Source organism: Lysinibacillus sp. FSL K6-0075 (assembly GCF_038592945.1).
Lineage (GTDB): Bacteria > Bacillota > Bacilli > Bacillales_A > Planococcaceae > Lysinibacillus > Lysinibacillus fusiformis_F.
In genome coordinates, this window is sequence record NZ_CP151947.1 from 2177206 (window position 1) to 2201904 (window position 24699).

Sequence of the window (24699 nt, forward strand, 5' to 3'; positions counted from 1 at the left end):
TTTACGGAAAAAATTTAGTAGTAATGACATTATGTCACTCTCTACATGGAGAGTGTGGATTGAAATATGAATAAATGTGAATGTGAATGTGATTCAACGGAGTCACTCTCTACATGGAGAGTGTGGATTGAAATAATTACGGTTATTACATCGACTTCATGTACTATGGTCACTCTCTACATGGAGAGTGTGGATTGAAATAAATCGAATGGGGCAGTGGCGAAACGCTATATGAGTCACTCTCTACATGGAGAGTGTGGATTGAAATGAAGGGAAAAGGACGTTATCTTTAATCCAGTCACGGTCACTCTCTACATGGAGAGTGTGGATTGAAATAGTTACAACTAAGGTGAGGTGATAACCATTGCAGTCACTCTCTACATGGAGAGTGTGGATTGAAATTTGAACAAAATTTTTCAATTGATTAACACTTACTGTCACTCTCTACATGGAGAGTGTGGATTGAAATTAACCTCTGTAATAATTGTTCCATCCACTTGATGTCACTCTCTACATGGAGAGTGTGGATTGAAATTGGAGTCACTTCAAAAAAATGATTGAACAGACGCATCGTCACTCTCTACATGGAGAGTGTGGATTGAAATTTATTTGAGAGGTGTGGAATGATGAAAGAACAACTGTCACTCTCTACATGGAGAGTGTGGATTGAAATCAACAGGGGTTGTTATTGCAACAGCAAATTTAGTGTCACTCTCTACATGGAGAGTGTGGATTGAAATAAATCGAATGGGGCAGTGGCGAAACGCTATATGATGTCACTCTCTACATGGAGAGTGTGGATTGAAATACGCAATGTCAGTGCTTTTTTTCGGCACAGATGGGTCACTCTCTACATGGAGAGTGTGGATTGAAATATACGTTTAGACCCTGAAAATTTATCTACGCCACGTCACTCTCTACATGGAGAGTGTGGATTGAAATAAAGATGTTGAAGAGTCAAAGAGGAAACTTGTTGTCACTCTCTACATGGAGAGTGTGGATTGAAATTCGCAACACGATCACTGATATGCTTCACCATGGATGTCACTCTCTACATGGAGAGTGTGGATTGAAATTAGTGCTGAAGCTAGACGATACGTTTCAGAGGTTGTCACTCTCTACATGGAGAGTGTGGATTGAAATATATCGTCTTTTCTTGAAACAAAACTCGGACCGACGTCACTCTCTACATGGAGAGTGTGGATTGAAATACCCCCCCTCTACTATGACCCCATATTATAGTGCGTCACTCTCTACATGGAGAGTGTGGATTGAAATTTTAAATGTTTTATTAGCGAATACAAAATCATCGTCACTCTCTACATGGAGAGTGTGGATTGAAATCAAGCACTTATAGACGTACTAGTGTCCTTTTTTGTCACTCTCTACATGGAGAGTGTGGATTGAAATTCTTACGTAGTAAGAGTTGCATCTAGTGAGTAGTCGTCACTCTCTACATGGAGAGTGTGGATTGAAATTGATGTTGATACGCCTCCTGAAGAAATCGGAGAACAGTCACTCTCTACATGGAGAGTGTGGATTGAAATTCTTAGTTGATAAAATAATGTATAGATGGGTCCCAGTCACTCTCTACATGGAGAGTGTGGATTGAAATGTTTGTAAGATTTAAAAGATAATCAAAATCAAAGTCAAAGTCACTCTCTACATGGAGAGTATGGATTGAAATTAATGGGGTCTAGATTTTCTCTTGGTGAAAAGTTTAATCTCTACATTGAAGAAGTGGATTGAAATAAAAGTAACTGTATCTGTGTTTCTCGGCTGGATAAGTCTCTTTCTGTATAGAGAAAATGGATTGAAATAGCAATGCTTGCCACAACCTCACCACTGTATAGAGAGTGGATTGAAATGGACTTATAGCTGACATTACGGTAGCAACTTCAAGTCACTTTCTGCATAGAAATTATGCTTAAAAAGGTAGTTCATTAAAATCTAAAACCCACATACCAACCACCGAAAAAACGAACAGCACACCCTCAACCGCTGTTCATTTTTTATTGCCCAAAACCATCCCTTTTCATTAAACCGTCAAACATTCCAAATAAACCCCTGCATATTCCAGTAATTTTACACAAAATTGAATAAGCACAAGCATGTTCGGTATATAAATAGGGTACGAACATTTTTTGGTTAGGAGTGTGTAAATGGCTGTACTTGTGGTGAAGAGGAGTATTATGCATCGCTATCAAAGTATCGGGCAGGCGATTGAAGAGGCGGCGCCAGGGGATATGATTGAAATTCGGGATGGGATTTATGAGGAAAGCTTGGATATTGCCAAGCGGCTGACGTTGTATGGGGTTGGCAATGTGACGATCAAGGGTGGCGTTTTTATTCGCTATCAAACACATGTCGCGATGCGTAATTTACGGTTTCGGCAAGGTCAGGGGCTGTATGTGAAAGGCGATTTACAGTTAGAGAATTGTGTGATTGAGGAGCAATTGATACGGACGCAGATCATGGTGAGCTATGGTAGTTTGCTGATGAAAAATTGTGCAGTGCTTGCGACGCCGCTGAATCATTTTGGTTTGCGTGTGGCGAATGGCTCCAGTGTTATTCTAGTCGACACGACATTTGAGCATCATGTAAAGGCACAGATTATTGCTCAAAACTGTGAGCTGAGCCTGACGAATTGTATGCTGCTGGAAGGGAAGAAGCATGGTATTTTTGCGATTCGCCATGTCAAGATGACAATGGAGGATTGTGAGATTCATGGGCATGACAAGGCACAAGTGATGGCTGCGTCGAGTGAGATTGCGATGACCAATTGTCTGGTTCATCAAGGGCAAGGGGTAGGCATTCAATTATTTGATAGCACGACTTTTAGGATGGATGGCTGTGAAATAAAAGAGCATCTCGATACGAATATGGTGGTTCATCGCAGTGATTTAATGATATCGGATTGTATTTTTTCAGATGGTCAAGGTCATGGGCTTTATCTTGGAGAAAAATCGGACGCCAAGTTCTATGATTGTCAAATTTCTCGTCATGTCAAGGCGCAGGTGTTGATAGAAAATAGCAAGGTGGAGCTTCACCAATGTCATGTCCGAAATGGCATGGCAGTAGGGCTTACTATTGTAGATGAAGCAGATGTTTCGCTGAACCAATGTAAAATTCAAAACCATCAGCAATTTCATATCATTGTCGATGCTAGTGGACTAAAGCTGCATCAATCGACTATTCAATTTGGACAATCGGGTGGCATTTATGGTAATGAGCATGCCAAAATCATGATGCAGCATACAACGATTCGAGAGCTGCAAAGCCATCATGTCTATATCAACAATGCCCGTCTATTTACACAGTATTGCACGTTTGAACAAATGGAAGGAAACGGGATTACTTGCATTGATGCGATTTTTGAAGTAGCTAATAGCTATTTTAAAGATGGTCAAGAAAGCTCTTATGCCATGATCTGGTCAGATCAATCAATGGGACGTATTGAAAATTGCAAGGTGGATGAGGCAGCTAGACCATTTTTAGCGCTGTCCAATAAATCTCTATTGGAAATGCGCCATACGGATATAGCTGCAGTAAAGGCTCCTGCGGTTGTACAGGAAAACAGCCAATTATTTGTGCAAGGGCATGTGCAGTCCGCGACATGGCAAAAGGATTCAGCATCCAAGATTTCTCAAATTGAGGGCATGCAGGTGATGGAGGACAAGAAAATAGAAATAGTGAAACATGATATTAAAAAAATAATATAAAAGCCGATTATACAAATAAGACAAGTAGTTTCAATTTTGAAATTACTTTTTTTATGGATGCGAATATCTAGGTTTCTTTCTTGTGAAAAAGGGGTAAAGGAAAATGTTTGTGCTGTTAATTTTCTTTAGTTTGTGCAAAAAAACTCTATAATTCGACAAAATGCATGAATATTTTTATAATGGTATAGATGTCTCGTTGCAATTACTGCAATATTTTGAAATATTCCACAGGAAAAGTTATACAATGCTTGTATAAGTTATAATAAACATAATAAAGTTTTTACTTAATGTAAAAAAAATATTAAATAATTGTGGATAATACATTGATTATTTTCCATGTTTTAGCCTATAATTAGTAAAAATGGTACATGAAATAAGATAAAAATGCGTTAATTATGAAATGTGTGTAATGATTTTACAATAATAAATAGAGAGAGTATTGGGGTGATATGAGGATGTTTGGGCTGACAAAAGAAGAAATTATGTTACTGCTTGAGGGAATGGAATTAGCAGAGAAGCAAAAGAATGTGATTGCTGATATCTTTCATCTAAACAATATGCGAATCGAACAACAACTCGCATTAATGATCCATTTAATCATAGATGAGCGCGAACGAAATATTTCCAACAATACATATCTAAATTAAAAAAATGTCGAAAAATCACAGGTGTTTTGTTTTAAGCACCTGTGATTTTTTTGTCCGCTATTTTTATAATTTTTTTGTGAAGCAAATGATGCGATTGGCTTCTGTAAAACCGAGCTGAAGATGAACTTGTAGGCTTTCTTCATTGTGCCATTCACAGTCACTGGCAAACTCTAGACAGCCCCTACGCTTTGCCCATTGCTCACAATGCTCCACAAGCCGTCTTGCATAGCCTTGCTGGCGGTATTCCCCCATCACGAAAAGGCCTTCTAAATAGCCGACTGGACTTGTGTCGGTGCCTTCTACATAATCCGCTCGCAATTGGCATTGGGCAAATCCAATTGCTTTGTCCTCCTCATAGGCAAGGAAGATGGCTGCGTTTTCTCCCTTTAGTAGCTGTGTCATATCTGCTGTAAATTCCTCTAGTGTATGATTGGGCCAGAGCAGTAAGGCTAATGTGGCTGCAGCTTTTGCGTCTTGTTGCTTTGCTTGCTGTATCATCAAATCTCCTCCTTGGTAAAAAATGAAACAAAACGTTTTGAAGCACGTACAAACTAGTAAAGAACTATTTTTTATTTTAACATCCGCACTTCAAGAGGGGGAATCCAATAATGTCACTCTTACAAACGTTAATTGAACAAGCGAAAAAACCAAATGGATGGCTGGGCTCATCGATGCTACGAATCATGAATATCGCTCATCGCGGTATGAATGCATGGTTCATCAGGCAAGGAGCCATCAATGATGGTGATCGTGTGTTAGACATAGGTTGTGGTGGTGGGAAAACGCTCCAAATTTTATCCAAATTGAATCCAAATGGTATAATCTATGGGATCGATTTTTCTGCACAGGCCGTGAAGGAATCGATCAAACTGAATGAAGCACGTGTTGCTAGTGGTAGCGTCATTGTGAAAGAGGCGAGCGTTTCCAACATTCCATACGATAATCAGTTTTTTGATGCCATTACAGCCTTTCAAACGCATTATTTTTGGCCATCCTTAGAGCACGATGTGGAGGAAGTATGGCGGGTACTGAAAAACGGTGGGAAATTTATTATGATAGCAGAGCTCTACAAAATGAATTATCATATGCAAGCCTATCAAACACCTGAGGCGACGAAGCAATTATTAGAACGTATCGGTTTTCAAACCGTTTATGTCACGGAAAAATCAAGTAAAGGATGGCTTTGCATTACAGCTATTAAGTAAGGAGTACATAAAATGGAGGGTATAAAAATGAAAAGATGTGATTGGGTCAAGCTAGATGAGCCTTTGTATGTGGAATACCATGACAAGGAGTGGGGTGTGCCGGTCTATGACGATCAGCATTTATTTGAGATGCTTTGCTTGGAGGGGGCACAGGCTGGCCTGAGCTGGTGGACGATTCTCCAAAAGCGTGAAGGCTATCGTGAGGCATTTGATCAATTCGATGTGGAAAAAATTATTCTTTATACACAGGACAAGCTAGAGGAATTACAGCAAGACACACGGATTGTACGCAATAAATTAAAAATAGCTAGCGTGGTGACAAATGCCAAAGCGTATCTCCAAATACAAGAAAAGCATGGCTCATTCTCACATTATATTTGGGGATTTGTGGATCATAAGCCACTTATTAATGAATGGGCTTCCATCAAAGAAGTGCCTGTGACGACAGACATTAGTGATCGTATGAGCAAGCAATTGAAGAAGGATGGCTTTAAATTTATTGGGAGTACGATTTGTTATTCCTTTATGCAGGCAGTGGGCATGGTGAATGACCATACAACGGATTGCTGCTGTCGACAGAAGGAGCTAACGGATGACAATTGAACATATTCGGGCTCAACTAGCTAAGCAGGCAACGATTTTTCAAACAGGTGGTATTCGCCCCACACATGATTTACTGGAAAGCTGGATTGGCTATGTCGGCTGGTCCTTACCAGAGGAGCAACCACCATCTGGCTATCAGCCGCTTGCTACATTCTTTCTAAAAGACCTTCCCTATGTACCGGCAGCCATACAGCCGTTTCAATTAATCACGCTGTTTGTCGATGAACGTCTATTGGATCATCTCGTGGAGGATGATCTTGGGTCTTATTTTGACATTAGAACGTACACCACTTTGGAAGGCTTAGTAAAGCGTGAATGGCAGCATGAACACATTCGCGCGTTTCCCCTCATACCGCAGCATATCACGAATGACTATCCAACCTGGGATGGGGGCGGTATTCCTGCTCAATTGGAGGAAGAGATTTTGACGTTGGAGCATGAGGAGCAGCTCGAATATTTTGAGGATATCGTAGAAGACCTTTATCCGCTCCATAAAATTGGTGGCTATCCAAGCTTTTGTCAAAGTGGCATGGATTTTGGTGATGATGCACCATTTGTCCTCCAAATTGCCTCGGATGCAAAAGCACATTTGAACATTGTGGATCATGGCAATTTTTATTTTTTCTACAATCCAACAACTCAGACTTGGCACGTCTATTGTGATTTCTACTAGTCTCTTTCCTGAATGGTCATTATGATTAATCGGTAAATCAGATATAAGCCGAGATACGCTCCGGTAATCAGAAATACAGGGTTTAAGAAAACTGCGTGAATCGTTGTCATAAAGACCGCATCCTCAAGAATAATGTTCGTTATAGCTGTAGCGGCAATCGTGCTAAACAGGATTGCAGCAATGACACCTAGTATGTTGAAAAGAAGGCTGAAAATTGCCCATTTTTGCTGAAGATACACCATAAGGCTTGGGATTCCAATCGTGGCAATCAGCATGAAAATTGTCATAACATCACATCCTTTCTTTCAGATTGCCCTTGTTCGCTCATGCATAAACATAGAAAACGATAGGAGGGGAAACATATTGCGATGGCAAGATGGAGAGATAAAAAGAACAAGGAAGGTGAAAAAAGTGGAGCATAAAACGGTGGTCAAAAATGGCATTGGCTTTGGATCGGTTTTAGCGATTACGATTTCATGGAGTGTGCATCATTCCATCATCTGGGCAATCATCCATGGCTGTTTTAGCTGGCTGTATGTTATTTACTACGCCATCACACACTAAGCTTGTAGGTCAGCCTATCAACTAAGATGTTGTTTGAATAAAAATAACATGGGGTACATAAAAACAAATCGTTCATAATTTTTAATGAGCAAGCATAAATAACAAAGTGCTCTTTTTCCAAAGTACTAATTGTATGAACGTAGAAGAAAGGTTGATAGAATGACACATCAAGTAACGGCTTTAAGTAATGTTAATGGTAATGCTACTGGCGTGGAAGGTATTTTACAAAATGTAGCATTTATTTTATCGACGTTTACGATTCCTTGTCCGATTCGCGAGTATGTGACAAGGTCTGATATTCGTAAACCCTTCCAACGTCTGAAGAAAATAAACACGAAACGCCTCATTGAATGTATCCAACGTTTTGAGCCACGAGCTGTCGTAGTGGATGTTGATTATCTTGGCGATGTAAATAGAGGAAAACTAGAGCCCATTGTCAAAGTCATTGTCAATGAATAGCTGAAAAATATGAATTCTGCCAGGTATGGATTCACGAACCTGGCAGAAGATCAAATGTGCTTGTAGTGGTAGGATTTATGGTATATGAATTGGTGTCAAGTAGGGTAGTGGAACATTTACGCGCTTCTAATGGCAATAATTTGCTGACAATCAATGATAAGTGGTGATGCAGCTGCCGCATCTACCTCAAAAAATGTTGCACAGCAAGTTTTAGGATCTAAGCTGATGAAGTAAATACCTGCAAAGCTACCGCCGCCTGCTAAAATAACATCTACAAAAGCGCCAGGTGATAAGCATCTTAATAGATGACAGATACAGCCTTTACAGTGGTGATCCTTCGAATAATCAACTTCGTAATAATCTTCCTCCTCTTTTTTGCAAGAGCAGGAATCTTCCTTTTCCCATTTACAATGGTCATCCTTATGCTTGCATTTACATCGCTCGTGTTTATGTTCCCATTTACAATGCCCAGGCTTCTGTTTGCATTTGCATCCCTCTTGTTTGTGCTCACATTTTTTTTCTAAATGACAATAGCATTTTACATATTGTTCACAGCACTTTTCTTTTTTCTGATTCCAATTCATATATTGACTAAATCTACTATCTTGCATCTTTTAATCTCCCTTTTTGTTAGTTTTTTAGTAATGGTAGCGCTAACCTTTACATTTCTAATCTATGATGCCGCAAACATGACTTGTTGGTAATTTGCCCTCTGCAACAGTGGAAAATTATTTTTCGAAAACCAAATGGAGATATAGCCATACATAGCTGTGAGAACAATAACAGATTTCAGGGCAAAAGATTGCTAGACTGCCGCCTGTAAATTTCATGGAGAAATGGAGTGAATGTATGAAGAGAATCCTGCACATCTTCTTTCTATTCATGTGCTTACTGGTCGTGATTTCATTGTGGATGACACAAAAACAGCCTTCAATTATAGCCACGAACCCCGAAAGTGCGACTCCCTATGCAGAGGAACTTGGCGAAAAATTACAAGCTACGAATTTTACCAAACAGGTGATACAGGCGATACGAGCGGCAGGCTACTCGCCTGATAGTACAGTCGGTTATTTAATAGATTCTCCAGCACATCAAGTCATCACGATTCAATTACACGATGGGGAAGAAATTGATGTAAGTACAGAAAGTGAGATTCAATCAATCATCGATGAGCTGTCCAAAAAGAATAATATGCATCTATTTATGGTCAATGTTCAGCTACTGGAGCGTGACTAATCGAGGAGAAAGGCACTGTTATCGGTGTCTTTTTTACATATAAAGGGAATTGCGTTATAATGATAACAGAGGTGAGAGGAATGAAAATCTTAATATTAGGTGCCAGTGGACGTGTCGGCAGCCATATGGTGGAGCTAGCATTAAAGGATCAGCATGAGGTCACTCTATTGGTCCGTAATCCCGATAAAATACCGCACCATCAACAACAGCTGCGTGTTATCCAAGGCGATGTTTTAAACAAGCAGGATGTCGAGCAGGCAATGGTCAATGTCGATGTGGTAGTCAGTGCATTAAATACAGATGGTGGCGATACATTATCGGCTAGTTTACCGTTGATTCTTGAAGCGATGACAAAGCAGCTGGTGAAAAGAATCATTACGATTGGAACAGCAGGGATCTTACAAAGTCGTGTGACACCGACTATTCTTCGTTATCAATCGACTGAATCGAAACGAAAATCGACTGTTGCTGCACAGGAGCACCAACGTGTATTTGAACAATTACAGCAATCTACTATGGATTGGACGATTGTTTGTCCTACCTATTTACCTGATGGGGCCTGGACAGGAAACTATCGCGTTGAACGCAACTTTTTGCCAGAGGGAGGCAGCCAAATTTCCGTAGCAGATACAGCAGACTTTGCCTATCAACAAATCTTTCGTGAGGATTTTTTGAGAACGCGCGTCGGTATTGCCTACTAGAAAAGGGGAGATATGGTGAAATGTATTCATGCCATCATCGGGATAATCATCATTGTCATAGGATGTGCCTTTCTCAGTACAACCATTGAGGAGGCGCCTGTTAGAAATGTGATGCTGAAAGTTTATGGAAGTTTCATTGTTTTCGTCGGGTCATTCTACCTCAAAAAAATTGCGAAATTTGGTAAGCAATAATCACTTTTACACAAGGATAGTCTAAATGAACTTATCGATTTGACCTATTTTTATGCTAAACTGTCCATATGGTTGTCATTTTAGTGAAAAAATATACTGTTATTTTCCTTTTTATAGAAGGTTTGCTATACTTTATGTCGAATATATCTATTGAAGAGGTGATGATATGGACAAGGAGATATCAAATAACTATCAATATCCTAAACACCTAACAAGCCATGATGGAATCGAAACGACAGAACTATATGTCATCAAGATAACAAAGGAACAAGTGGATAGGTTGATTGAGGATATCGATCAAACATTAAAGACGTCGACATGACGTCTTTTTTTCATGCAAAAAAGGCCACCTTCCAAGAGAAAGTGACTTCCAAACAGGAGCGCTGTGGAAAGGCTAGATTTGCTTCACACTACTATTTATATGTAAAAGTAGTCTTGTTAGCTAGCCATTTGCCTGAAAGCATGCATTATGTACAACCTCAGTTTTTTTGACATGAAAAGGAGTAATTCAATGCCAAATAATCTCGTATGATGGTGGGCTGTCCGCCATTTTCAAGACATAGCTTACTAGCTATTTTAATTTCCTTCTGATTATAGTGAGATTGTGCACCAATCAAAAATATGCCTGACAGTATCAATAAAGTACCGATGCCCAAAACATATTTTATAACCCTTTTCACTCAACTTACCTCCATTTCAATATGTCTTTCCTCTTGTCTAACATATGATGGAGCAACAAAGTATTATGTTTAATTGACAATGTGTATACGTTTGTATACAATATATTTAAATCAACGTATACAAATGTATACAAAAAGGAGTGTTTGAATAATGAGAGGATCAGGATTTAGAGAGCATATGAGAGAGGGACATCACCGTGGAGGTCGTCACAGAGGCATGGAAGGCGCACCACAGCGAGGAGCGAAAACGTTCCGACGAGGTAAAGCGATATCGTTTCTAGAAATGCTGCATGTGAAGCGTGCAACCATTAAACAGCAATTAGAGCAGCCAGAGTTTCAATCCATTCAGCAAATTTTAGTAGGGGAATTAAAAGCCATCGACCTGGTTATCCAAGAATTTAGCCAGTTGTTTGATATTCAAGAAAATGAAACAAACGACATAGCGGACAGTCTACAAGAGGAAGAACATGCACATGAAACAAATGAATAATTATATCGATGAGGTATTTTATCAGCACGATGCCATGTTAGAGGATGTCATATCCTCTATTGTGGAAAACGGCATGCCTGCCATTTCTGTGTCCCCATCCTCAGGCAAGCTGTTAACAATGCTTGTGTCAATTACAGGGGCTAAGGCTATTTTAGAAATTGGTGCACTGGGTGGCTATAGTGGCATCTGCTTAGCAAGAGGGATCGAAGGAGAGGGCACATTGACCTCCCTAGAATTACAGGAGAACTATGCACAGCTAGCTGCTCAAAATCTTGCCAAGGCAGGCTATGCTGAGCAAGTGACGTATAGGACAGGTCCTGCACTTGAGAACCTTGAAAATCTTGTAGCAGAAGGACAGCGTTTTGATTTCTTCTTCATTGATGCAGATAAGGATAACTATGAAAATTATTTAGCCTATTGCATTAAGCTGGCCAACCCTGGTGCATTCATTGTGGCAGATAATGTCCTTGCAGGGGGCAGTGTAGCAGACCCTGAGGCAGCATCAAAGCGCTATTCAGCCATTATGAAAAAGTTCAATGTCACAGTGGCGAATCATCCACAGCTTGAATCCGTCCTTCTACCGATTGGAGATGGCATGACGGTTTCAAAAGTTAAAAAATAATGCATATCACAAATTAACTATTAATGGTAAAATATTGTTAGCAAACGATAAGGGAGAGATGCTTTTGAAGCAAGCACTAGTAGTCATTGATGCACAGCAAGAATTAATCGAGGGAAATCAGGATGAACAAGCCGTCTATCGCAAGGATGAATTGCTTGAGACAATCAATACCGTAATTCAGAAAGCTACCGAGGCAAACGCACATCTTATTTTTGTGCGTGATCAGGATGTAGCTGGTGGAGAAGGGGAAGGCTTTCAGGTACATCAAGCGATTCATGTACCACCGACAGCTGTCTATTTTGATAAACTGGCTACAAATGCTTTTTATAAGACAGGTTTACTCGATTATTTAAAGGCCAATGCGGTAGAGCATTTGGTGATGATGGGCTGCAAAACGGAGCATTGCGTGGATACAGCAGTAAGAGCGGCAACTATTCATGGCTTTGATGTCACACTGGTGGGAGATGGTCATTCAACAAATGGTTCCCAATACTTATCACCAGAAGATACGGTTGCCCATCATAATGACATCCTGCACGGCCATTACAACGTGGATCATTTCTCACTGGTGCGAAACGCCGACGAAGCATTATTTGAACCTACACATAATAGCTATCTCTAATAAAAAATGACCAAGAATCTAGGTTCTTGGTCATTTTTACATATAGAAGTGATTGAGCACCCATCCTATAACCGTACTCACGATACCGACTATTTTCAAAAGCAGCCCATCACATTAACCTAACCGATGATTATAAGTAATCGCTTACTATTATTTTCATGTACCATTTATTGTTCTCCTTCATCTTTTCTATGTAAATATAGTGCAAAACCTGACGCGCCGAGTAGTAGGATTGAAAAAGTAATAGTCATCATCGCTTGATAGACAATAGCGGTAATGAATAAAAGCAGTAAAATAATCAGCATAATGAAACGCAGTAGAAAATTCGTTTTTTTACTAATCGTGAAAAAATCCTGTAGAATAATGAGTAAAAAGCTTACCCCGAATAGGAGAGCGTATTCAAGAATGAATAGAGGTTGCATATTCGGTATACCAAAATGAAAGAATTTTGAAATGAATATAGGTATGAGTATGTATTTTATATACTTGTACCACTGGAAATGGCGATCCATGTTGCTGCCTCCAGCTCTATCAATAATTTTTACAAATATTGTAACGAAAATTACGATGCGATACAACGATCTTTTATCTTCATAGGGCCACTGTGCGAGCAGTGACCCTAAGTATCAAGTCAGGAGGTGTAAGGCTAAAATTAGCTTTACACTATTATATGTATGAGAAAGTAGCTTCGAAAGTTAGTTATTTGCCTGTTCGATAGATTATTTTTTGAAAGGCGACTAAATGGTGCACCAATTGTCGGATGGAAGGGGGCTATTCCTGCTAAAGTAGTGATAAGGAAGGTGATAGAAGTGGATTCTTTAACAAGGTTGAATGAGGCGATTGCGTATATCGAGGCCAATCTAACGGAGGAAATTGATGTGCAAGAGGCTGCGAGATTAGCTTATTGCTCGGAATATCATTTTAAACGAATGTTTTCTTTTCTAGCAGGCATCTCGCTATCAGAGTATATTCGTCGCAGGCGCTTGACACTTGCTGCACTGGAACTGTCGGATTCATCTATGAGAATTCTCGATATCGCGATTCGCTATGGCTATCGCTCTGCCGATGCATTTACAAGAGCCTTTCAGCAAATGCATGGCATCACCCCATCGGAGGCGAGGCAAAGTGGTCAACACTTAAAAGCTTTTCCACGGATGACCTTCCAACTTACTATACAAGGAGGTTGTGAAATGAATTACCGACTCGAACAAAAAGAAGCGTTTCACATCGTGGGTCTTATGAAAAGAGTACCCATCGTTTTTCAAGGAGAAAATCAAGCGATAACCGAAATGGCACGTTCATTAACAATGGAGGATATTGCGCAACTAAAAAAGCTATCTAATGTAGAACCAAAAGGCATCATCCAAGCCTCCGCCAACTTTTCCGAGGGCAGAATGGAGGAGAAGGGCGAGCTTGATCATTATATCGGCGTGGCCACAACAGAAACGTCTCACCATTTCACACAGTTGGATGTACCCGCTTGTACGTGGGCGGTCTTTGAAGCGGTCGGGCCATTTCCGCAAACACTGCAGGAAACATGGGGTCGCATCTATGCCGAATGGTTCCCATCTTCTGGCTATGAACAGGTTGCTGGACCAGAAATCGTGCACCATGCAAGCACCGATTTCTCCTCACCAACCTTTACAAGTGAAATCTGGATTCCTCTTCAGAAAAAAGAGCCTCTTGCGTAATGCGAGAGGCTTTTACTGTATTTTCGTTCCATTTGGCAGCTGCTGATCGGGTGTTAACAGGATTACATCACCCTCCACAGGCACGCCACCAATGACAAGCACCTCTGACTTAAAACCAGCAACCCGACGCGGTGGGAAATTAACAATCGCTACAACTTGCTTTCCAATAATGACTTCGGGTGTATAACGCTTCGTAATTTGTGCAGAAGACTGTTTAATGCCCAGCTCTTCACCGAAATCAATTTTCATTTTAATGGCAGGAACCCGAGCCTTTGGTAGTGCCTCTGCCTCTAATACCGTGCCAATTCGTATATCAAGTGCTGTAAAATCTTCTATTGTCGCCATTTTTGTACTCCTTCAGCTTTTATGACAATGTTAGCATTTAATAGAAAAAAATACAAAAAAAGAAGAGCACATAGCGTGCCCTTCTCTCGTTAACGACGATGCTCTACCAGGTCAATCGCACCTAACACAATGTGCGCTAAGCCAAAGCCAAAAATCGTATTGGCCACCATTTTGTTAGAGCCATGTTTTTGCTTCATTGCATAGCCTGCCGCCGTAACAGCTGACCCGAGTATAGTGGGGATTAAACCTTCACGAATTCCATTCATAAATTGATCCCTCCGTCGTATGATTCGGCGTGAGCTCCACACCATACTTACTATGAACGTTTGGCGAGCATACTATACTAGGCAAATAGCTTCATAAACATCGATGTCCATTTTAAAGTATCTTGCAGATTGAAAACCTTCTGCAAAAAAACTTCGTTAATATCTTTTCTTGTTGAAGTTTGCGGTAGCGTTTATGTATTAAATCATTCAACGTATTTTTTGTTAAAACGATTAACCAATCTTCAATGTGTATAGCTTTACATAGTTAATGCCTCCTGTAAAATTACATGTGCTAGTTCATGATCATGGATGATATAAGGTACTTCCTCAGGCTCCACCCAAATCCGAGTAATTGTTTCATGCTCTCGCAAAAACGGTAGACACTCCTGTATCGCCATTTTATAAAATAGTTGATAACCAACTATTGGATATTTGCCCCCTTCTATAAATAGGGGATTTTCTTCGTGACTAACTTCAATCGCACCGATATATTGAATAGTACCTTTCACATAGCCTTCTTCCAAAGCCTCGCGATGAAGTGTTTCTTCAGGGGTTTCATCGTTTTCCACGTGGCCACCTGGATAATTAAATTCGCGATCTTTCACATGAACCAGTAAAACACGATCTTGATGAAAGCAAATACCATGGACACTTGTCACTTTACTAATATCTTGCATTGTTTGTTGTGATAGCCACGTCAACTTAATAGGATGTCCACCCCAATTTACATAATGATGCACCATCTACTCAGCCTCCTTTGCTCACTATTTTACTGAACTGTAATAATCCTGTATATGTAATTTTTGGAATTCGTGAAACAAATAGGAGACGTTAGCCGTATAATAAAATAAGGGGGGCTGAAAATGAAGTATATAGGCATTGGAACCATCTTGTCCATTCTAGGTGTTATATGCTCCATTCTCATATGGGGGAAGGAGGAAGCGCATTTGCTTTCAGGTTTACTAGGCGGAATTTTCATTGTCTCTGCCATGTTAATGTCAGGAGCCATAGCAAGCGGAGATAGAATGCGTGCCAATTTAGCAACAGAAACAAAAGAAGACAGAAACGAACGCAATCACCTGATGAATAACGCTTTACTCTTAGCAATACCAAACATTATTGTAGCTATCTTTGCTTATTATCTTTGAAGCTAATAGCAGCCATTTATCAAAATCAGCGTTGTATCCGTCAGATCTAGAATTATATCCCGCAACTAAGAGGAGCAATCCATTCTATGCAATTGTATCCTTCAAAGTAAGCAGTGTATCCGCCAGAATAAGCATCCTAACCGCTACATTGAGGATTATATCCACCAATTAAGAGGAGCAATCCATTCTAAGTAATTGTATCCATCAAAATCAGGAGTGTATCCGTCAAAATAAGCATCCTAACCGCTATATTTAGAATGGTATCCACCAGTTAAGAGGAGCAATCGATTCTTAGCAATTGTATCCATCAAAATCAGCAGTGTATCCGTCAGAATAAGCATCCTAACCGCTACATTTAGGATGGTATCCACCAATTAAGAGGAGCAATCGATTCTAAGCAATTGTATCCTTCAAACTAAGCAGTGTATCCGCCAGAATAAGCGTTCTAACCGCTACATTTTGAATGGTATCCACCAATTAAGAGGAGCAATCCATTCTGAGTAATTCTATCCGTCAAAATCAGCAGTGTATCCGCCAGAATAAGCGTTCTAACCGCTATATTTTGAATTATATCCACCAGTTTAGAAGAACAAACCATTTTGAATAATTCTATCCATCAGAATAAGCATCCTAACCGCTACATTTAGAATGGTATCCGCCAATTAAGAGGAGCAATCCATTCTAAGCAATTCTCCGCCAGAATAAGCATCCTAACCGCTACATTTAGAATGGTATCCACCAGTTAAGAGGAGCAATCGATTCTTAGCAATTGTATCCATCAAAATAAGCAGTATATCCGCCAGAATAAGCATCCTAACCGCTACATTTAGGATTGTATCCACCAATTAAGAGGAGCAATCCATTCGGAGAATTCTATCCGTCAAAATAAGTATTGTATCCGCCAGAATAAGCATCCTAACCGCTACATTTAGAATGGTATCCACCAGTTAAGAGGAGCAATCCATTCTAAGCAATGTATCCATCAAAATCAGGAGTGTATCCGTCAGAATAAGCGTTCTAACCGCTACATTTTATATGGTATCCACCAATTAGAATCAACAATCCATTCCAAGCGATTCTATCCATTAGAAATCACGTTCTATCCATCACATTTAGAATCACACCCACCACATTCTACAGGCTATCCACCATTCATTACATATAAAATTCATAAAAAGTGTCACATCTACCCTAGGTGTGGCTTTTTTTGTTGCATTTAATAGGGAGGAGTACATTTGCAATAGAGAGGTGGTACTATGCAATTAACAGATGGTACACGGACATTTGAAACGGACATCATTGATGAGGCGGCCAAAAAGAAGGAGCGTGATGAGCAGGAGCGGGAGATGCTCAATGCCTTTGCTCGCTATGCTTACCTGCGATACAAGCAAATACGAGATAAAGTAAATCCACGAAAATGCAAATATATGTATATTCATCAGGTACGCCAGCAATTAGCATTACCTGCTAGACTACAACGTGTTTGTAAGCTGCTTTCGATGACGGAAGAGGAAGTGCTGTACATTGTGGAATTTGTGCGGAAGTATTTGAAATACGTCAAATAAGCCTCATCGCCATAGATGGGGTTTTTTTACATAATTTCTAGGGAGAATTGTTTCTCAACACTCGCTCCATATAGTATGATGAACGTGTATAAAGGAGTGAGCGTAGTTGAGATTCATTAAATTTCTAGTAGTGATCGTTATTTTCCTTGGAGTAGTGGGGTATGGTGTGCTGCATTTCGGCACAAAATTTGCCTCTGAAAAAATTGTAGATACCTTGTCTACCGAATTAGAAAATAGCGGACAAAAGGAAGAAATCAAAAATACCATTGAAAATGATCCACAATTAAAAGCCTATATGGAAGAGGCGAAAACGGTCGATAGTAGTACATTACCGTTTACGACGAAAGAAGAGGCAACGACAGTATTAATTCAAAAAGTGGGCATTACGGATTTGAACGACATGCGTGTGAAATTGCAGGATGGCTCGATGACACAGGAAGAAGCCCTGCAAATGGTGGAAGGCAAATTATCTGATGAAGAGATTGCCGCATTAAAAGTCATCGTCTATAAAGAGCTTTATGAATAAAATGGGGCAGCAGCAAACGTTAGCTTCTGCTTCCACTACCCATTACTATTCAAATCTCGAACATTATTCACTTTTCACCTGCTTGTAAGGGCATGCTGTCATGGCATGTCCTTTTTTTATGTCCCCTTTTTTCAAAATTTTCTTTATATAGTTAGAAAGAATATCAGATGGAAAGAGGGATCATGATGATTTATCGAGTAGTCAAAAAGCAGAATTTTGTTGTGCTGGATAAGGCATTTTTAAATGATGGTCAATTGAGCTGGAAAGCTAAGGGCCTGCTTGCCTATATGCTGTCCTTACCAGATGATTGGCACTTTCGTCTTACCGATTTAGCCACACGTAGTAAATGTGGACGGGAGGCGACAGCCAGCATTCTAGCTGAACTCATAGAGGCGGGCTATCTTCAAAAAGTGCAGAAGAGAGCAAAGGATGGCAAGTTCGGTAAGGTGGAATTTTTCGTGTATGAAGCTCCCAAACGTGCGGCCATGCCGTCAACGGCTACACCATCAACGGGAAAGCCCACACTACTAAATAATGAATTACTAAATAAGCAATTACTAAAAGATAGAGATGATAAGCAGTCTACTACCACTGCCTACCATTTTTTCGAGCAACAGGGCTTTGGCACACTAACCGCCTATATTACTAGCAAAATACGTCATTGGCTCACTATGTTTTCGGAGGAAATGGTCATACATGCGATGAAGCTAGCGGTGGAGCACAATGTTCTACGCTGGCGGTATGTAGAAAAAATTTTACAAAATTGGTGTGATCAGAACATAAAGAGCCTTGCAGATATTGCGATAGAGCAACAGCGTTTTCAAGCACGCAAGCAACAAGTGTCACCACCTTATAAGGGCAGACGGCAGGAGATCATTCCGAAGTGGTTTCATCAGCGTTATGAGGAGGAACCAACATCGCAGCCAACGATGGATTTTGAAGCGGAACGGCAAAAAATATTAGCCCTCTTACGGAGCGAATAAATTCTCTGCATACCATAAAGGTTTCATCGAAGAAAAGTTATCATGATCCTGTAAAATGATGTGAATTCTTGCCAACGCATCGTCAAAGGATTGTGGATCATATTGGCGTGTCCAAACAATGGTTGAAAAGACAGTCATCGCGGCATAGAGGGCATACAGCCGCCAAAACATATCGTCTGGTGCAGATGAAAAATAGCCATCGATTTGTCCGTTACAGAAGGGGATACTATGTCTCCTACTAAACAAGGCAAGATGATAAAAGTCATGATAAGGATCACCTACATCGTAGCCATTAAAATCAATAACCCCATTGTAAGTATGGCCCTTACAAATAATGTGACCAAGGTGGAAATCATCATGAAGCAGGGTAATGGGACGCTGCTTTAACAATGGTAAGTGCGTTTCAATAAAGCGTAATAGTTTAGTTTCTTGCGGAAGTTGATAGGAGTCTAGCTGATATGCCCTAAGATAAGCAGAGAATTTTTTGAGCTGTGCTGTCTCCCAATGGATTATTTGTGGGGGGCTCACTTGATGTATTTTTCTCAATTCCTAAAATTGCTCTGCATCAGAGAGTTCCTGAATGACCTCATCCGCTGGCGTGCCTTCTAAAAAGCTAACGACCATTGCGGATACGTTGGCTTCCTGAAACAAGGTATATTCTACGGCTTTATGCGTTCTTACACCCTGTTTTGCTAAGTCTTGGAGCAAGGAAAACTCTTTTGCACGTTTGTCATGATGCACTAGGTCTGCTATACGCACCATATAGCGCATTTCACCAACTGTTACGAGATACTTACGATCAGGTGAATAGCCTTTATTAATTTTAACTAGTTCCGTCAAGCCATGTAAGCTTGGTAATTGACGAATCATCTCTATTGCCTGCACATTTTCTTTCCTCACTTTCAATATTTTAGAAGATCAAAAATACTACAGAAAACAATACTTTGTCAATGCTTGGAATCAAGAAAAGAGGTTATTAAATCATATTGAAAAAATAGTAAAAGAGCACAACTAACTAGAAATCACTTTTGTGTGAGCATTTACTAATAGTAAGTGGATGTCATTGTGACATTCACACTTCATAGCTTCGAGGAAAGAGAGGTGAAACGATAACAGCTAGTGTAGTAATGCCGTAAGAAACACTCTCTTACCAATGGTTGATTTTCCCTAACTACCGCAAATAGCAGAAAAGCATCCCATAGCGTCAGTCGCTAAAAAAATAATAGGAAAGGACGGTGCAGCATGAGTTATGTTATTGAAAAACAGTTGATGTCAGGGTTACCGAATCAGGCGCTAACGGCAGTAAAATACGTTGTGGCCCATGAATCAGGTAATGGCAACAATACAGGCCCAAAAGCATTGGAAAACGAAATTGCCTATATGAATCGAAATAAAGCCAATGCCTTCGTCTCTCACTGGGTAGGCGGTGGTGGACGAATCGTACAAGTAGCCCCTGTGAATCGCGTGCAATATGGCTGTGGTCCAAAGGGAAATCCGTATAGCTATGCCCAGGTGGAATTGGCACGGACTGCTGACAAGGAACAATTTAAGAAGGATTATGCCGCTTATATTTGGCTGTTACGTAAGCTTGCCATAGAGGCAGGGGTTCCTACTGTTTTAGATGGCAACGGTAATGGCATTAAGTCACATCGATGGATTGCGGAAAATCTAGGAGGCACTACGCACAAAGATCCTTTTGACTATTTAAAAAGTATGGGGATTACAGAAGCACAGTTCCAGCAAGATATTAAAAATGGGCTTGAGGAGGGATTAACAGTGTCGCAATACAATGAGCTGAAACAAGAGATCGCGACGTTAAAAAGCTTACTAGCTGAAAAAGCTAGTTTACAAACAAGCAGAGAAGTAGGCGCAGCCCATAAAGAGGCTTGGGAATGGGCTATTAACGAAGGCATTATCCGAGGCGATGGAAGTAAGAACATGAATCCAGCAGGCGCCTTGACGCGGGAGCAAATGGCGACCATGCTGAAGCGCTATTACGACAAATTTATAGCCAACTAATTGTACAGGATAAGGCTCAACTATCATCATGAGCTTTATCCTTTTTCTTTGAATAAAGGTTTTTTCAAACTTTTGTCGAATGTAGTAGAAGAGAGGAGGGGTTTTGATGTTAACAAAAATAAGAAAAGTAAAATTTGAACAAGAAAGAAAAAATCCATTATACCAGGTGGTGATGGAATGTCCAGATGGTAAGCAACTCTATGTAAAATTTGATTATACGTATAAAACAAAGAATTTCTGGCCATTGGAAGTGAATTATAATAAAAAGAACTATGGTGCTAAGCTCGCATGGTATACAAATGAAGTCGAAAATATGACAGTGGCTTTATTTTTAGCAACAATTGCTAGCAAAATCAACAAGAAGTATGATTTTAACTTTAAGTAACAATAAAAAAAGCAGCACCTTATAGGAGCATACTGCTTATAGCCTGTCCATTAATTTGTCGAGATATAGACAACGAGTGCTGCCTCATCAAATGTTACATTTGCGCCGAGTACTTGACTGACAAAGCGTAAAGGCACCATTGTTGTTCCTTGATAAATTTCAGCTGGATGGCTGAGTGTAATCGTTGATGAAGCACCATTTGCATCAACATAAGCCGTCTTATTCCCCACACCGATCACAATTTTTTTACTGCCCTTTGTTGCCGTCACTTTTTTCGTCGCACTATCATAGCTAACCGTTGCCCCAAGAGATTCAAAAATCGCCTTCATCGGCACTAAGGTTGTGCCATTTTTCATATAAGCGCCAGGCGTATAATTTTGCTTCACGTCATTTAAATAGACAGCAACCTTCGTTAATACGGGTGCTACCGTTGCTTTAGGTGTCGGCGTAGCATGACTTTGACCGCCTGAGGAAGACCCTGCATTATTGCCACCATTGCCATTATGATAATGATAGCCTGAACAAAGCCCTTTAGCCTTTGATTTGTCAGAACAGTTGTGCCCACCATTGCCATCTAAACGCCCTGGATGTGCGCTTGCAATAGAGGCTGTGGTGAAAAATAACGTAAGCATCGCCATCAACAAAACCAATTTCTTCATATAAATCCTCCTATTTATAAAATATGTAATTATTATACTGTTAAAAAGTGAATTTTGATATGTTTTTATAGGAAATTAGTTTTAGCGGATACTTTCGATACAATGAAAGGCACTAACAGTCCAGACTGGTTAGTGCCTTCTTAGTGTTGAAAAACAAAACAGTCAATTGAAAGGTAGAAATGGATTTCCGTTGCAGGCTACTTGCTTTCCTGTGGGCGAGCGCCGAGCATCCCGCGAGAATCAAGTAGCCTTCCACTTCAACCCATAAAAATGATAACTTTTTAGCAAAGGTTTTCAAATAAAGTGAAGGTGTTCACTACTCTTTATGAAGAGGTGTTGTCACGCATCACTTCTCCACATTGAAAATAAGAGCTGATTCCCTCTAAAAATACAGATAATGGGCGATTTGATCGCTATGCTACTATAAGACACTTTGCAGCATGGTTGATTGGAGTGGAGCCAGCGTCACAGAGGAGACCCTGGAGCGAGCGTAAGTGAGTGAAGCGGCTCATCGGACGCCCCCTGGAAAGGATGTTGGCGGAACGGAAATCAACCCCTCGCCTTGCAAAGTTGCTTTTTCTGCCGTTGACATCATCTTTTTTCAACAACGTGAAGGCACTAACAGTCCAGACTGGTTAGTGCCTTTTGGTTATACCGTTAATTCATTTTCACACTGAAGATCCATGGCCTTTTGTAGCAGCCGATGCAGAACGGCTGCAAAGGTTGCAATCGTACTGGAGGCAAAGATGCTGATCAGTGACAGCGTAATGATTCCTGTAATATCTTCCTTGCCAGTAAACATCAACATAATCGCTGCAATGCCTAGCACAAGGAAGAGAACAATGGTGAAAGCACAATTTTTAATCGTTCTCAAAGCGCGTATAGAGGATTCGGAGAACGCTTGATGCTGGTCGATATTCGTTAAGAGACGATAAGCTTGATACAACGCAGCGTAATAGGGAATGCATAGTATATATACATAGATTAAAAAAAGATAGGACAAATAGGACGATTCAGGATGTGCCGCTGCATCTCTGCTGGCCACCCCAGGTAACCAAAACAGCCCTAACGCTAATACAGGTATACCAAATAGAATAATCACACTCTTTAGGAAAAGAGTTGACCCTTTTTTATGTTTCATTCAAAGCACCTCACTGGTTATGGTACATTGATTTTAAAACAAAATTTATCGTTTATCAATAAAAATATATTATAAATCATTTATTTTTTATCTAAAAAAGACATCCATCCTTGTAGGATCGATGCCATTTAAGTGTGATGATTAACATCTGACATATTTACGTTTAAAGCCCACTCTACCTCGTTCTACTTCCTTTTGAATTGTTTCATAAGCATGAAGCAGCGTGCTTTTTTTGTTGTCTCGTTTCATTTCCACTGGACCAATTGCCTGTGCTGTTGCTACAGCTTGTTCGTGGAGCGGCACATAGGAAATAGCCACTGTGTATAGAAAATTATTCATGGCCGATTTTGTACGTTCGGGTACGTCGTGGATGGTATTTTTTACGACCTCCAGCATGTTAGCCAGCTTGCTCTCGGAAAATTCGTTATCCTTGCGATTCCCTAATAGCCAGCAATAGCAGCTCCAGCCCGCAGACATTTTCAGTTCCTCACCACTGGCAATCCATGCATCTGCCACCTCCTGTGCAATTGGTGCTTCCGCTAAAGTGACCGCTACGACATAATCCGACAGCATGTAAAAATAAGCTGCCTCGATCCAACGATTAAAATCTTCCGCAGTCATGGCTTTTGGATCTGCAATGACACCAGCAAAGTACATGGCATCATAGTTGCCAGTGGCATAAAGCGCTTCTGCTAGAGCCTGATCGATTTTAATTTTCTTCGCAATGGGCTTCATCGCACCTGTTGCCACACCGAACAACGGCTCATGAGCGCCATTTGACATATACATTTTTTTCGTTCGTTCCTTGCCCAGAGCCTCTAGCTCCTGCAGCACCATTTCAGCATTCATAGTAGCACTTCCTTTTCTTTAATCGATTGCCTTGAGACAGTTAGTATTATTTACGCCATATAGCGTTTTCGTTCCTTCTAAGTGGTCACTTAAAAACCGATCCACCATTTGAATAAGCTCTTCAACGGAAAAATCAAGCTCGCCCTGTAGCCAGCTAATGGTTACAGCCGTAATGGAGACGGTGAAAAAATGGGTCACAAAACTCATATATTTTTTCTCCATCTCTTGGCACATTTCCGCAATTTGCTTCACGAAGTCTTCAATAATGCTATATATTTCTTGATGGAAAAAGCGATTAAAATGCTCATGACCCATGGAATTAATAGCATTAAGCGCAAACGCTCGATTTTTCTCTAAGTATAATACTATATCTCGATAGCCTTCTTGCCAAAGGCTTTCATCCTTATAATTATCCAGCAACTCAATTGCCTCTCGCTCTAATGTCCACTTCAATAAATCATAAATATCCTCAAAGTGATAGTAAAACGTCTGTCGATTCAATTGTGCTTTCTCCATGACTTCCTGTATCGATATCTTTTCTAATGGCTTAAGGACCATTAATTCTTTTAAGACACTGGCTAATTGCCTTTTTGTTTTTTCACTTTTTTTCATATGGATCACCTTTTTTACAATTTTGCATTTTTGTCTGAATTTTTACAGATCACATCATCTGTCTATATCTTGCTCTTCCTTTCTTGATATACAG

31 protein-coding genes, 1 pseudogene and 1 CRISPR repeat array (1 of these 33 only partly in view) are annotated in these 24699 nt (G+C 40.2%); of the genes and pseudogenes, 20 read left to right on the forward strand and 12 right to left on the reverse strand.

What is annotated here, in order from left to right; translation table 11 throughout:
* Positions 1–1752: direct repeats of the CRISPR family, unit length 33 nt; unit sequence GTCACTCTCTACATGGAGAGTGTGGATTGAAAT (it extends 568 nt beyond the left edge of the window).
* 410 nt (positions 1753–2162) lie between these two features.
* Together MHB65_RS10495 and MHB65_RS10500 are read left to right on the forward strand one after the other, a co-directional pair.
* On the forward strand, positions 2163–3722 hold the full coding sequence (locus tag MHB65_RS10495; RefSeq protein WP_342443407.1) for a right-handed parallel beta-helix repeat-containing protein: 1560 nt from the start codon (positions 2163–2165) through the stop codon (positions 3720–3722).
* Between the two features lie 455 nt (positions 3723–4177).
* The gene (locus MHB65_RS10500) at positions 4178–4369 is read left to right on the forward strand and encodes a hypothetical protein (RefSeq protein ID WP_205443079.1); all 192 of its coding nucleotides are present in this window, start codon (positions 4178–4180) and stop codon (positions 4367–4369) included.
* 63 nt (positions 4370–4432) lie between these two features.
* On the opposite strand, the gene aac(6') is transcribed toward MHB65_RS10500, so the two are convergent.
* Positions 4433–4867: an aminoglycoside 6'-N-acetyltransferase gene (gene aac(6'), locus MHB65_RS10505; RefSeq protein ID WP_205443081.1), complete on the reverse strand. Its 435-nt coding sequence runs from the start codon at positions 4865–4867 to the stop codon at positions 4433–4435.
* Between the two features lie 110 nt (positions 4868–4977).
* On the opposite strand from aac(6'), the gene MHB65_RS10510 reads away from it, so the two are divergent.
* The 3 genes from MHB65_RS10510 to MHB65_RS10520 are packed head-to-tail and all read left to right on the forward strand — an operon-like array spanning position 4978 to position 6850.
* Positions 4978–5574, forward strand: coding sequence for a class I SAM-dependent methyltransferase (locus MHB65_RS10510; RefSeq protein WP_205443082.1), 597 nt, complete (start codon positions 4978–4980; stop codon positions 5572–5574).
* Between the two features lie 27 nt (positions 5575–5601).
* Positions 5602–6177 carry a DNA-3-methyladenine glycosylase I gene (locus MHB65_RS10515; RefSeq protein WP_342443408.1) on the forward strand — a complete coding sequence of 192 codons (576 nt, stop codon included), beginning with the start codon at positions 5602–5604 and terminating at the stop codon, positions 6175–6177.
* Positions 6167–6850, forward strand: coding sequence for a DUF1963 domain-containing protein (locus tag MHB65_RS10520; protein ID WP_342443409.1), 684 nt, complete (start codon positions 6167–6169; stop codon positions 6848–6850). Before MHB65_RS10515 ends, MHB65_RS10520 begins: the two co-directional genes overlap by 11 nt.
* On the opposite strand, the gene MHB65_RS10525 is transcribed toward MHB65_RS10520, so the two are convergent.
* Positions 6847–7137, reverse strand: coding sequence for a transposase (locus MHB65_RS10525; protein ID WP_342443410.1), 291 nt, complete (start codon positions 7135–7137; stop codon positions 6847–6849). The two genes, MHB65_RS10520 and MHB65_RS10525, sit on opposite strands and share 4 nt — an antisense overlap.
* Before the next feature lie 76 nt (positions 7138–7213).
* On the opposite strand from MHB65_RS10525, the gene MHB65_RS10530 reads away from it, so the two are divergent.
* Positions 7214–7414: a hypothetical protein gene (locus MHB65_RS10530; RefSeq protein ID WP_342443411.1), complete on the forward strand. Its 201-nt coding sequence runs from the start codon at positions 7214–7216 to the stop codon at positions 7412–7414.
* Positions 7415–7573: 159 nt separating this feature from the next.
* The gene (locus MHB65_RS10535; RefSeq protein WP_342443412.1) at positions 7574–7873 is read left to right on the forward strand and encodes a hypothetical protein; all 300 of its coding nucleotides are present in this window, start codon (positions 7574–7576) and stop codon (positions 7871–7873) included.
* A gap of 116 nt (positions 7874–7989) precedes the next feature.
* Here the strand turns inward: MHB65_RS10535 and MHB65_RS10540 are convergent, their stop codons facing one another.
* A complete protein-coding gene (locus MHB65_RS10540; protein ID WP_205443090.1) occupies positions 7990–8484 on the reverse strand; it encodes a hypothetical protein in 495 nt (164 codons plus the stop codon).
* A 238-nt stretch (positions 8485–8722) separates the two neighbouring features.
* Between MHB65_RS10540 and MHB65_RS10545 the strand changes: the two genes are divergently transcribed.
* From MHB65_RS10545 to MHB65_RS10570, 6 genes are all read left to right on the forward strand, one after another.
* Positions 8723–9109: a hypothetical protein gene (locus tag MHB65_RS10545; protein ID WP_205443092.1), complete on the forward strand. Its 387-nt coding sequence runs from the start codon at positions 8723–8725 to the stop codon at positions 9107–9109.
* A gap of 80 nt (positions 9110–9189) precedes the next feature.
* A complete protein-coding gene (locus tag MHB65_RS10550) occupies positions 9190–9810 on the forward strand; it encodes an SDR family oxidoreductase (protein ID WP_342443413.1) in 621 nt (206 codons plus the stop codon).
* 358 nt (positions 9811–10168) lie between these two features.
* A complete protein-coding gene (locus MHB65_RS10555; protein ID WP_205443096.1) occupies positions 10169–10324 on the forward strand; it encodes a hypothetical protein in 156 nt (51 codons plus the stop codon).
* Between the two features lie 509 nt (positions 10325–10833).
* The gene (locus MHB65_RS10560; RefSeq protein WP_243456140.1) at positions 10834–11172 is read left to right on the forward strand and encodes a hypothetical protein; all 339 of its coding nucleotides are present in this window, start codon (positions 10834–10836) and stop codon (positions 11170–11172) included.
* Positions 11156–11794 (forward strand): O-methyltransferase, encoded by a 639-nt coding sequence (locus MHB65_RS10565; protein ID WP_342443414.1) that lies wholly within the window; start codon positions 11156–11158, stop codon positions 11792–11794. Before MHB65_RS10560 ends, MHB65_RS10565 begins: the two co-directional genes overlap by 17 nt.
* Positions 11795–11858: 64 nt before the next feature.
* Positions 11859–12416, forward strand: a complete 558-nt coding sequence (locus tag MHB65_RS10570; protein ID WP_342443415.1) for an isochorismatase family protein — start codon at positions 11859–11861, stop codon at positions 12414–12416.
* A 167-nt stretch (positions 12417–12583) separates the two neighbouring features.
* Here the strand turns inward: MHB65_RS10570 and MHB65_RS10575 are convergent, their stop codons facing one another.
* Positions 12584–12928, reverse strand: coding sequence for a hypothetical protein (locus MHB65_RS10575; RefSeq protein WP_342443416.1), 345 nt, complete (start codon positions 12926–12928; stop codon positions 12584–12586).
* 297 nt (positions 12929–13225) lie between these two features.
* On the opposite strand from MHB65_RS10575, the gene MHB65_RS10580 reads away from it, so the two are divergent.
* Positions 13226–14107 carry an AraC family transcriptional regulator gene (locus MHB65_RS10580; RefSeq protein WP_342443417.1) on the forward strand — a complete coding sequence of 294 codons (882 nt, stop codon included), beginning with the start codon at positions 13226–13228 and terminating at the stop codon, positions 14105–14107.
* A gap of 12 nt (positions 14108–14119) precedes the next feature.
* Here MHB65_RS10580 and csaA read toward each other — a convergent pair whose 3' ends face one another.
* The 3 genes from csaA to MHB65_RS10595 form a co-directional block, all read right to left on the reverse strand.
* Entirely contained in the window at positions 14120–14452 is a 333-nt protein-coding gene (gene csaA, locus MHB65_RS10585; RefSeq protein WP_342443418.1) for a chaperone CsaA, read from the reverse strand.
* 89 nt (positions 14453–14541) lie between these two features.
* Complete coding sequence (locus tag MHB65_RS10590) at positions 14542–14718, reverse strand: hypothetical protein (RefSeq protein ID WP_004228639.1); 177 nt, start codon at positions 14716–14718, stop codon at positions 14542–14544.
* 257 nt (positions 14719–14975) lie between these two features.
* Positions 14976–15461 carry an NUDIX domain-containing protein gene (locus MHB65_RS10595; protein WP_342443420.1) on the reverse strand — a complete coding sequence of 162 codons (486 nt, stop codon included), beginning with the start codon at positions 15459–15461 and terminating at the stop codon, positions 14976–14978.
* 120 nt (positions 15462–15581) lie between these two features.
* Between MHB65_RS10595 and MHB65_RS10600 the strand changes: the two genes are divergently transcribed.
* The 4 genes from MHB65_RS10600 to MHB65_RS10615 all read left to right on the forward strand — a co-directional run bounded on the left by MHB65_RS10600 (position 15582) and on the right by MHB65_RS10615 (position 18940).
* Positions 15582–15866, forward strand: coding sequence for a DUF5316 domain-containing protein (locus tag MHB65_RS10600; protein ID WP_205443107.1), 285 nt, complete (start codon positions 15582–15584; stop codon positions 15864–15866).
* Positions 15867–17122: 1256 nt separating this feature from the next.
* Entirely contained in the window at positions 17123–17431 is a 309-nt protein-coding gene (locus tag MHB65_RS10605; RefSeq protein WP_342443421.1) for a hypothetical protein, read from the forward strand.
* 106 nt (positions 17432–17537) lie between these two features.
* The gene (locus tag MHB65_RS10610; protein ID WP_342443422.1) at positions 17538–17957 is read left to right on the forward strand and encodes a hypothetical protein; all 420 of its coding nucleotides are present in this window, start codon (positions 17538–17540) and stop codon (positions 17955–17957) included.
* A gap of 182 nt (positions 17958–18139) precedes the next feature.
* Positions 18140–18940: a DnaD domain protein gene (locus MHB65_RS10615; protein WP_342443423.1), complete on the forward strand. Its 801-nt coding sequence runs from the start codon at positions 18140–18142 to the stop codon at positions 18938–18940.
* Here MHB65_RS10615 and MHB65_RS10620 read toward each other — a convergent pair.
* A pseudogene (locus tag MHB65_RS10620) lies at positions 18926–19810 on the reverse strand (phosphotransferase). The gene MHB65_RS10615 and the pseudogene MHB65_RS10620 overlap by 15 nt on opposite strands.
* Positions 19811–20182: 372 nt before the next feature.
* On the opposite strand from MHB65_RS10620, the gene MHB65_RS10625 reads away from it, so the two are divergent.
* Positions 20183–20959, forward strand: coding sequence for an N-acetylmuramoyl-L-alanine amidase (locus MHB65_RS10625; RefSeq protein WP_342443424.1), 777 nt, complete (start codon positions 20183–20185; stop codon positions 20957–20959).
* A gap of 106 nt (positions 20960–21065) precedes the next feature.
* Positions 21066–21344 carry a hypothetical protein gene (locus MHB65_RS10630; RefSeq protein ID WP_205443114.1) on the forward strand — a complete coding sequence of 93 codons (279 nt, stop codon included), beginning with the start codon at positions 21066–21068 and terminating at the stop codon, positions 21342–21344.
* Positions 21345–21394: 50 nt separating this feature from the next.
* Here the strand turns inward: MHB65_RS10630 and MHB65_RS10635 are convergent, their stop codons facing one another.
* The 4 genes from MHB65_RS10635 to MHB65_RS10650 all read right to left on the reverse strand — a co-directional run bounded on the left by MHB65_RS10635 (position 21395) and on the right by MHB65_RS10650 (position 24605).
* A complete protein-coding gene (locus tag MHB65_RS10635) occupies positions 21395–22003 on the reverse strand; it encodes a copper amine oxidase N-terminal domain-containing protein (protein WP_342443425.1) in 609 nt (202 codons plus the stop codon).
* Between the two features lie 649 nt (positions 22004–22652).
* Positions 22653–23144, reverse strand: a complete 492-nt coding sequence (locus MHB65_RS10640; RefSeq protein ID WP_342443426.1) for a DUF2975 domain-containing protein — start codon at positions 23142–23144, stop codon at positions 22653–22655.
* A gap of 141 nt (positions 23145–23285) precedes the next feature.
* Entirely contained in the window at positions 23286–23993 is a 708-nt protein-coding gene (locus MHB65_RS10645) for a DNA alkylation repair protein (RefSeq protein WP_342443427.1), read from the reverse strand.
* Between the two features lie 18 nt (positions 23994–24011).
* Positions 24012–24605 (reverse strand): TetR/AcrR family transcriptional regulator C-terminal domain-containing protein, encoded by a 594-nt coding sequence (locus MHB65_RS10650; RefSeq protein WP_342443428.1) that lies wholly within the window; start codon positions 24603–24605, stop codon positions 24012–24014.
* Positions 24606–24699 lie beyond the last annotated feature (94 nt).

Excerpts from the sequence above, each read along its gene's own strand:
- MHB65_RS10495 (WP_342443407.1), top strand. The coding sequence starts at position 2,163 with ATGGCTGTACTTGTGGTGAAGAGGAGTATTATGCATCGCTATCAAAGT.
- MHB65_RS10500 (WP_205443079.1), top strand. The coding sequence starts at position 4,178 with ATGTTTGGGCTGACAAAAGAAGAAATTATGTTACTGCTTGAGGGAATG.
- MHB65_RS10510 (WP_205443082.1), top strand. The coding sequence starts at position 4,978 with ATGTCACTCTTACAAACGTTAATTGAACAAGCGAAAAAACCAAATGGA.
- MHB65_RS10515 (WP_342443408.1), top strand. The coding sequence starts at position 5,602 with ATGAAAAGATGTGATTGGGTCAAGCTAGATGAGCCTTTGTATGTGGAA.
- MHB65_RS10520 (WP_342443409.1), top strand. The coding sequence starts at position 6,167 with ATGACAATTGAACATATTCGGGCTCAACTAGCTAAGCAGGCAACGATT.
- MHB65_RS10525 (WP_342443410.1), bottom strand. The coding sequence starts at position 7,137 with ATGACAATTTTCATGCTGATTGCCACGATTGGAATCCCAAGCCTTATG.
- MHB65_RS10535 (WP_342443412.1), top strand. The coding sequence starts at position 7,574 with ATGACACATCAAGTAACGGCTTTAAGTAATGTTAATGGTAATGCTACT.
- MHB65_RS10540 (WP_205443090.1), bottom strand. The coding sequence starts at position 8,484 with ATGCAAGATAGTAGATTTAGTCAATATATGAATTGGAATCAGAAAAAA.
- MHB65_RS10545 (WP_205443092.1), top strand. The coding sequence starts at position 8,723 with ATGAAGAGAATCCTGCACATCTTCTTTCTATTCATGTGCTTACTGGTC.
- MHB65_RS10550 (WP_342443413.1), top strand. The coding sequence starts at position 9,190 with ATGAAAATCTTAATATTAGGTGCCAGTGGACGTGTCGGCAGCCATATG.
- MHB65_RS10555 (WP_205443096.1), top strand. The coding sequence starts at position 10,169 with ATGGACAAGGAGATATCAAATAACTATCAATATCCTAAACACCTAACA.
- MHB65_RS10560 (WP_243456140.1), top strand. The coding sequence starts at position 10,834 with ATGAGAGGATCAGGATTTAGAGAGCATATGAGAGAGGGACATCACCGT.
- MHB65_RS10565 (WP_342443414.1), top strand. The coding sequence starts at position 11,156 with ATGAAACAAATGAATAATTATATCGATGAGGTATTTTATCAGCACGAT.
- MHB65_RS10575 (WP_342443416.1), bottom strand. The coding sequence starts at position 12,928 with ATGGATCGCCATTTCCAGTGGTACAAGTATATAAAATACATACTCATA.
- csaA (WP_342443418.1), bottom strand. The coding sequence starts at position 14,452 with ATGGCGACAATAGAAGATTTTACAGCACTTGATATACGAATTGGCACG.
- MHB65_RS10590 (WP_004228639.1), bottom strand. The coding sequence starts at position 14,718 with ATGAATGGAATTCGTGAAGGTTTAATCCCCACTATACTCGGGTCAGCT.
- MHB65_RS10595 (WP_342443420.1), bottom strand. The coding sequence starts at position 15,461 with ATGGTGCATCATTATGTAAATTGGGGTGGACATCCTATTAAGTTGACG.
- MHB65_RS10600 (WP_205443107.1), top strand. The coding sequence starts at position 15,582 with ATGAAGTATATAGGCATTGGAACCATCTTGTCCATTCTAGGTGTTATA.
- MHB65_RS10605 (WP_342443421.1), top strand. The coding sequence starts at position 17,123 with ATGCAATTAACAGATGGTACACGGACATTTGAAACGGACATCATTGAT.
- MHB65_RS10615 (WP_342443423.1), top strand. The coding sequence starts at position 18,140 with ATGATGATTTATCGAGTAGTCAAAAAGCAGAATTTTGTTGTGCTGGAT.
- MHB65_RS10625 (WP_342443424.1), top strand. The coding sequence starts at position 20,183 with ATGAGTTATGTTATTGAAAAACAGTTGATGTCAGGGTTACCGAATCAG.
- MHB65_RS10630 (WP_205443114.1), top strand. The coding sequence starts at position 21,066 with ATGTTAACAAAAATAAGAAAAGTAAAATTTGAACAAGAAAGAAAAAAT.
- MHB65_RS10635 (WP_342443425.1), bottom strand. The coding sequence starts at position 22,003 with ATGAAGAAATTGGTTTTGTTGATGGCGATGCTTACGTTATTTTTCACC.
- MHB65_RS10640 (WP_342443426.1), bottom strand. The coding sequence starts at position 23,144 with ATGAAACATAAAAAAGGGTCAACTCTTTTCCTAAAGAGTGTGATTATT.
- MHB65_RS10645 (WP_342443427.1), bottom strand. The coding sequence starts at position 23,993 with ATGAATGCTGAAATGGTGCTGCAGGAGCTAGAGGCTCTGGGCAAGGAA.
- MHB65_RS10650 (WP_342443428.1), bottom strand. The coding sequence starts at position 24,605 with ATGAAAAAAAGTGAAAAAACAAAAAGGCAATTAGCCAGTGTCTTAAAA.